General features: G+C 72.6%; 5 protein-coding genes and 1 pseudogene. 5 read left to right on the top strand and 1 reads right to left on the bottom strand.

What is annotated here, in order from left to right:
• The 3 genes and pseudogenes from ABD211_RS08915 to ABD211_RS08905 all read left to right on the top strand — a co-directional run.
• A pseudogene (locus tag ABD211_RS08915) lies at positions 1 to 1160 on the top strand (ComEC/Rec2 family competence protein); the annotation flags it as partial.
• A gap of 91 nt (positions 1161 to 1251) precedes the next feature.
• Positions 1252 to 2271, top strand: coding sequence for a DNA polymerase III subunit delta (holA, locus tag ABD211_RS08910; protein WP_425560382.1), 1020 nt, complete (start codon positions 1252 to 1254; stop codon positions 2269 to 2271).
• Positions 2268 to 3251 carry a hypothetical protein gene (locus tag ABD211_RS08905; RefSeq protein WP_344128231.1) on the top strand — a complete coding sequence of 328 codons (984 nt, stop codon included), beginning with the start codon at positions 2268 to 2270 and terminating at the stop codon, positions 3249 to 3251. Before holA ends, ABD211_RS08905 begins: the two co-directional genes overlap by 4 nt.
• A 691-nt stretch (positions 3252 to 3942) precedes the next feature.
• On the opposite strand, the gene rpsT is transcribed toward ABD211_RS08905, so the two are convergent.
• Complete coding sequence (gene rpsT / locus ABD211_RS08900) at positions 3943 to 4209, bottom strand: 30S ribosomal protein S20 (protein WP_344128229.1); 267 nt, start codon at positions 4207 to 4209, stop codon at positions 3943 to 3945.
• A 182-nt stretch (positions 4210 to 4391) separates the two neighbouring features.
• On the opposite strand from rpsT, the gene lepA reads away from it, so the two are divergent.
• Both lepA and ABD211_RS08890 read left to right on the top strand, forming a co-directional pair.
• Positions 4392 to 6272 carry a translation elongation factor 4 gene (gene lepA / locus ABD211_RS08895; RefSeq protein ID WP_344128227.1) on the top strand — a complete coding sequence of 627 codons (1881 nt, stop codon included), beginning with the start codon at positions 4392 to 4394 and terminating at the stop codon, positions 6270 to 6272.
• A complete protein-coding gene (locus ABD211_RS08890) occupies positions 6269 to 6799 on the top strand; it encodes an NUDIX domain-containing protein (protein WP_344128225.1) in 531 nt (176 codons plus the stop codon). The genes lepA and ABD211_RS08890 overlap by 4 nt, the downstream gene beginning before the upstream one ends.

Below are 6799 nucleotides of genomic sequence, written 5' to 3'. Positions count from 1 at the left end.
CGGCCGCCCAGGTCGCCTGCGGGCCGGTCGTGGTCGCGTTGTCGGGCACGGTCAGCGCCGTGGCCGTGCCCGCCAACATGCTGGCCGTGCCGGCCGTCGCGCCCGCCACGCTGCTCGGCGTGCTCGCCGCCACGGTCTCGCCGGTGTGTCCGCCGTTGGCCGAGTTCCTCGCGTGGCTGGCGAGCTGGCCGGCCCGCTGGCTGGTGGCGATCGCGCACCGCGGGGCGGACGTGCCGGCGGGCAACCTGCCGTGGCCCGCGGGTGTGACCGGCGGGCTCCTGCTCGGCGCCGTGACCGTGGCGCTGCTGGTGGCCACCGCCTGGCGGGCGCCCCGACGGCTGGCCCTGGTCGTGGCGGTCGGGGCCGTGCTCGGCGGCCTGCCGGTGCGGGTGTTCGCCACGGGCTGGCCGCCGCCGGGCGCCCTCGTGGTCGCCTGCGACGTCGGGCAGGGCGACGCGATCGTCCTGCCGGTCGCGCCGGGCTCGGCCGTCGTGGTGGACGCCGGGCCGGATCCGTCCCGTGTGGACGCCTGCCTGCGCGGGCTGCGCGTGGAACGGATCGAGCTGCTCGTGCTGAGCCACTTCCACGCCGACCACGTCGACGGACTCGACGGCGTCCTGCGGGGCCGGCAGCTCGTGGCGGCCGCCCTGCCGGCGCTCGCTGAGCCGGCGGACCGCGCGGCGGCCGTGCGCGCCCGGTTGGGCGGCGCGTCCGTGCTCACGCCGGGGCCCGGCTGGCGGCGGTCGTGGCCCGGGCTCACCCTCACGGTCCTGGGGCCGGTGCGGCCGCTCGCCGGTACGGACTCCGACCCCAACAACAACTCGCTCGTCCTGCGCGCCGACGCGGGCGGCGTGCGGATCCTGCTGACCGGCGACGCGGAGACCGACGAGCAGCGCGACCTGCTCGCGGCCGGCGCGGGCGAGGTGCGCGCGGACGTGTTGAAGGTCGCCCATCACGGGTCCGCGGCCCAGGCCGAGCGGCTGATCGACGCGGTGGCGCCCCGCGTGGCACTGGTGAGCGTGGGCGCCGACAACAGGTACGGCCACCCGAACCCCGGCCTGATGGCCCGGCTGCAGCGGTCCGGCGCGCGGATCCTGCGCACCGACACCTCCGGCGACCTCGCGGTGGTCGCCGTCGACGGCGGGATCGGGGTGGCCACCCATTCGTCCACCGTCGGTGGTCGGTCGATCGCCGTGGGTGGTCGGTCGACCGTCGAACCGGCTCCGTCAACTGGTCAGAGACTCAGTGATCATGGCTCGGCTGCCGGGCGCGGGCCGGCGGACGTGCGAGGATGGCGAGGTGACACGCGGGACCCCTGGCGTACTCCACCTCGTCGTCGGCGACGAGGAGTTCCTGGCGGAGCGGGCGGTGAACGAGGTGATCGCGGCGGCCCGGGCGGCCGACCCCGAGACCGTCGTCATCGAGCACCGCGCCGCCGACACCACCCCGGCCGAGTTCGAGAACGCGGTGAGCCCATCGCTGTTCGGCGGTCGCCGGGTCGTCGTGATCCAGGCGGCGCAGGACGCCAAGAAGGACCTCACGGCCGCCCTGCAGTCCTACGTGGGCGCTCCCGATCCCGAGATAACGCTGGTGTTCTCGCACGCCGGCGGCGCCAAGGGCAAGGCCCTCGCCGACGCCGTACGCGCCGCCGGGGCTGACGTGACGACGGCCGCGAAACTCACCAAGCACCGTGAGCGCGTCGACTTCATCCGGGCCGAGGTCCGCCGGCTCGGCGGCACCTGCCCCGAGGCGGCCGCCGAGGCGCTGCTCTCCGCGGTCGGCAACGACCTGCGCGACGTGGCCGCCGCGTGCGCGCAGCTCGTCGCCGACACCGGCGGACGCGTCGACAGCGCCACCATCGCGCGCTACTACCGCGGCCGGGCCGAGGTCAGCGGCTTCACCGTGGCCGACGCCACCATGGTCGGCGACGTCGGTGGCGCGCTCGAGGCGCTGCGGTGGGCCCTCTACATCGGCGTCGACCCCGTCCCCATCGCGGACGCCCTCGCCGACGGCATCCGCATCGTCGCGCGGGTCGCCGGCGCCGGCCGGGGCAACGCCTACCAGCTCGCGGGCAGCCTCGGCATGCCGCCGTGGAAGGTGGAACGGGCCCAGCGCCAGGCCCGCGGCTGGACCGCCGACGGTCTCGTGTCCGCGATGCGCGTCGCCGCCGACTGCAACGCCGCCGTCAAGGGCGGCGCCGACGACCGCGGCTACGCCCTCGAACGCGCCGTCATGGCCGTCGCCGCCGCGCGCGCCGGGAGCGACCGGTGACCCCCGCCCGGCGCTCGCTCTACGCGCGCCTGCTGCGCCTGCAACGCCTCAACCCTGGATCGCTGGCCAGGTTCGCGCTGCTGGAGGGCACGACGTTCCTCGGCGCGCTCATCGCGCTCGCCGAGCTCACGCCCTGGTGGCTCGCTCTCGGGCTGCCGGTCCTGGTGGCCGGAGCCGTCAAGCTCATCGACCTCCTGCCCGCCCTGGGTGGCGTGGTCGTCGCCTGGACCGGTGCCAACGGCACCCACGCCGGTCCCCGCCGCGCCGCCGAACCCCCGTCGGGTACGCCGTCGCAGGACGCCGACCGACGAAGGTCCGAACCGCTCGCTGGCTACGGTTCCGCGCCCCGCGACGCGCAGGACCGGACGCGCTGGCGGCCCGTCCAGGTCGCCCGCGTCTCCACGCCGACCCTCGTCGCCCGATCCAACCGCGCCCTGGCGACGCCCGTCGACGCCAGCGTCGCGACCGGGACGGACGCCCCCGCGACGAAAGCCCGCACCCCGGGGGACCCGGACCGACCCGAGCCCGGCGCCCGCCCGACGGCGCACCCGCGCCGGGTGACGGCACGTGTCCCCGCGACGGGTGACCAGGCCGGCAGTGACCGCGGCACGGCACGGGGAGTTTCGACCGGTCGGGCCGCGCGGGCCCGGGTGGCGCGCGGCGTCGCCACCGTTCCTGGCGAGGTCAAGGCGTCGGCTGCCTCGTCGCACGCCCGTGCCGTCGGCGCGTGGCCCATGCCCCTGGGCGACGTCCCGCCGCCCGCAGCGGCCCGCCCACCGTCCGCCGGCACCCGTATGCCGGACACCCGGCCGCGCCCGGCGGACCCCGGGCGTCAGGCCGGAAGTTCACCGCCCCCACGTACAGGCGCGGACCGGCCCGTCGGGCCACCGATCATGAACGTCTGGCGCCGCAACGCCATCGACCAACTGCGCCTGGCGCGAGCGCGCCTCAACCGCGGCCGCTTCAGCCGCGCCCGCTGACCACCTCCCACCGTCTGAGCGCCCACCCGCCTCGCCTCCGGCACGAGGAGGTGTCACTCGCGACGGGGCGGCGACGTGTCTCCATCGCCAAGGGGGCGCTCCTGCCGGTGCGGTGACGCGTCCACCTCGCCAAGGGGTCGCTTTGTGGTGGTGCGGTGACGCGTCCACCTCGCCAAGGGGTCGCAGTGGCGGGACGCGGCCGGTCGTCTACCTCGCCATGGCGCCGTACCCGGTGAGGTTGGCGGATGCAGGCCGCCACATGCTCACATATGGGCGCCTGGCCGAGTGGCAGGACCGCGTCAGCCACCACATGTGAACATCTGGCGGGTTTCCGGACGTCCGAGCCGCCAGATGTGAGCAGTTGGTGAGGTTGGAGCGTTGGGGGCTCGCCAGATGTGAGCAGTTGGCGGGGTTGGAACGTCGCGGCCCGCCAGATGTGAGCAGTTGGCGGGTGGGGGGGGACTCGCCTCGCCGACCGTGCCTGCATGGCGCCCGGCGGGACGCGGAAACGCCCCGCCGGGCGGCACGGTTGGCTGCGGGGCGGGCGTTGTCGCTTGGTGAGGCGTGCGCTCGACCTGCAAAGGGAGCGCGGAGCCGAGCCCGGCGTGCGCCGGGCTCGCGGCCTCCGTCTCGGGCGTCAGGGACGCCCCATGGTTCGCTGGGGTGCCAGGGGCGCCCGGGGCGAGGAAGATCAGGCGCTGAGCGCCGCGGCCTTCTTGGCGATCGCGGACTTGCGGTTGGCGGCCTGGTTCTTGTGGATGACGCCCTTGCTGACGGCAACGTCGAGCTGCTTCGACGCGGCACGCATGAGAGCGGCGGCGTTCTCGGCGTCGCCCGTCGCGGCGGCAGCGTTGAACTTGCGGACGGCCGTCTTCAGGGAAGACTTGACCGACTTGTTGCGCAGACGGGCCTTCTCGTTCTGCCGGTTGCGCTTGATCTGAGACTTGATGTTCGCCACGCGACAGCCTCGTCCTGTTCCGTAGTCTGAGTTGGAAATGCGCACACTGCACCGAGCGCGGCGCGCGAACAGCCAGGTTACCAGGTGGCCAGGGGGCGGACCAAAACGGCCGGCACCAGGAACGGCCCCAGGTGCCGGCATGGGACTATAGCTAGTCAGACCCGACGAGGAAACGGACAGACGTGCCACCGACGCCCGACGCCGGCGCCTCCGGCCCCGGTGCCACCCCACCGGAGCGCATCCGCAACTTCTGCATCATCGCCCACATCGACCACGGAAAGTCGACGTTGGCGGACCGGATGCTGCAGCTCACCGAGGTGGTGGACGCCCGGCAGATGCGCGCGCAGTACCTCGACCGGATGGACATCGAGCGCGAGCGCGGCATCACGATCAAGAGCCAGGCCGTCCGCATGCCGTGGCGGATCCGCGAGGGCGACCGGCAGGGCGAGCACGCCGTCCTGAACATGATCGATACCCCTGGGCACGTCGACTTCACTTATGAGGTCAGCCGCAGCCTGGCCGCCTGCGAGGGGGCCGTGCTGCTCGTCGACGCGGCCCAGGGCATCGAGGCGCAGACGCTGGCCAACCTCTACCTGGCGCTCGAGAACGATCTGCATATCATTCCCGTACTCAACAAGATTGATCTTCCGGCGGCCCAGCCGGAGAAGTATGCCGAGGAGCTGGCGCACCTCATCGGGTGCGAGCCGGAGGACTGTCTGAAGGTCTCGGGCAAGACCGGCGAGGGCGTGCCGCACCTGCTGGACGAGATCGTGCGGCAGATGACGCCGCCCGTCGGCGACGCGGCCGCGCCCGCCCGCGCGATGATCTTCGACTCGGTCTACGACATCTACCGCGGCGTGGTGACCTACATCCGGGTGGTCGACGGCCGGCTGGAGGCGCGCGACCGGATCAAGATGATGTCCACGGGGGCCACGCACGAGCTGCTGGAGATCGGCGTCATCTCGCCGGAGCCGGTGAAGTCGGCGGCGCTGTCCGTCGGCGAGGTGGGCTACCTGATCACCGGCGTGAAGGACGTGCGCCAGTCCCGGGTCGGCGACACGGTGACGATCCAGTCGAGGCCGGCCAAGGACGCCCTCGGCGGGTACAAGGACCCGAAGCCGATGGTCTACTCGGGCCTCTACCCGCTGGACGGCTCCGACTATCCCGAGCTGCGCGACGCGCTGGACAAGCTCAAGCTGAACGACGCCGCCCTGGTCTACGAGCCGGAGTCGAGCGCGGCGCTGGGCTTCGGGTTCCGTTGCGGCTTCCTCGGCCTGCTCCACCTGGAGATCATCCAGGAGCGGCTGGAGCGCGAGTTCGGCCTCGACCTCATCGCGACGGCCCCCAACGTGGTCTACCGGGTGGTCACCGACGACCGCACCGAGGTCATCGTGACCAACCCGAGTGAGTACCCGACGGGCAAGATCGCCGAGGTGTACGAGCCGGTGGCGCGCGCGACCGTGCTGACCCCGAACGACTTCGTCGGCGCGGTCATGGAGCTGTGCCAGGGCCGGCGCGGCGTGCTGCAGGGCATGGACTACCTGTCCTCGGACCGCGTCGAGCTGCGCTACACGCTGCCTCTCGGCGAGATCATCTTCGACTTCTTCGACCAGCTCAAGTCCCGCACCAAGGGCTACGCCAGCCTGGACTACGAGCCGCAGGGCGAGCTGGCCGCCGACCTGGTCAAGGTGGACATCCTGCTGCAGGGCGAGCCGGTGGACGCGTTCTCCGCGATCGTCCACAAGGACAAGGCCTACACGTACGGCACGACGATGGCGTCCAAGCTGCAGAAGCTGATCCCGCGCCAGCAGTTCGAGGTGCCGATCCAGGCGGCCATCGGGTCGCGGGTCATCGCCCGCGAGACCATCCGCGCCATCCGCAAGGACGTGCTCGCCAAGTGCTACGGCGGTGACATCACCCGTAAGCGCAAGCTGCTGGAGAAGCAGAAAGAGGGCAAGAAGCGGATGAAGATGGTCGGCCGCGTCGAGGTGCCGCAGGAGGCCTTCATCGCCGCGCTGTCCACCAACGAGGGGACCGACGGCAAGGGCACCGCCAAGAAGTGACGACGAAGTCGGCACACTGCCCGCGCTGCGGCGCGCCGCTGGCCACCCACCCTCCGACCACGTGCACATCCTGTGGGTACGCCCTGTTCGTCAACGCCCGGCCGACGGCGAGCCTGCTCGTGCTCGACGGCCCGCTGGCGCCGGAGGTGAGGTTTCTCGCGCTGCGGCGGGCGATGGAGCCGAAGGCCGGGCTGTGGGAGACGCCGGGCGGGTTCTGCGACGGCTGGGAGCACCCGCGCGACGCGGCCCTGCGGGAGGGCCGCGAGGAACTCGGCGTCGATGTCGAACTCGGCGACTTCGTCGGTATGTACATAGGGGAGTACGACTTCCAGGGCGAGGTGCTGCCCGTACTCGACTGCTTTTATCTGGCCTGGCTGCCCGCGGACCGCATCGAGATCGATCCGGCCGAGTCCCTTGAATATTCCTGGTTTTCCCTGGTCAACGCGCCGCCGATGGCGTTCTCCACGATGGACCGCGCACTTGTCGACGCAGCCGCGCGTTTGACGCTCTCCACGCTCGGGCAGTAA

Origin of the sequence: Luedemannella flava, from assembly GCF_039528515.1 — a bacterium.
Lineage (GTDB): Bacteria > Actinomycetota > Actinomycetes > Mycobacteriales > Micromonosporaceae > Luedemannella > Luedemannella flava.
Note: the sequence above shows the minus strand (reverse complement) of the source record. Positions and strands in the feature narration are given on the sequence as shown.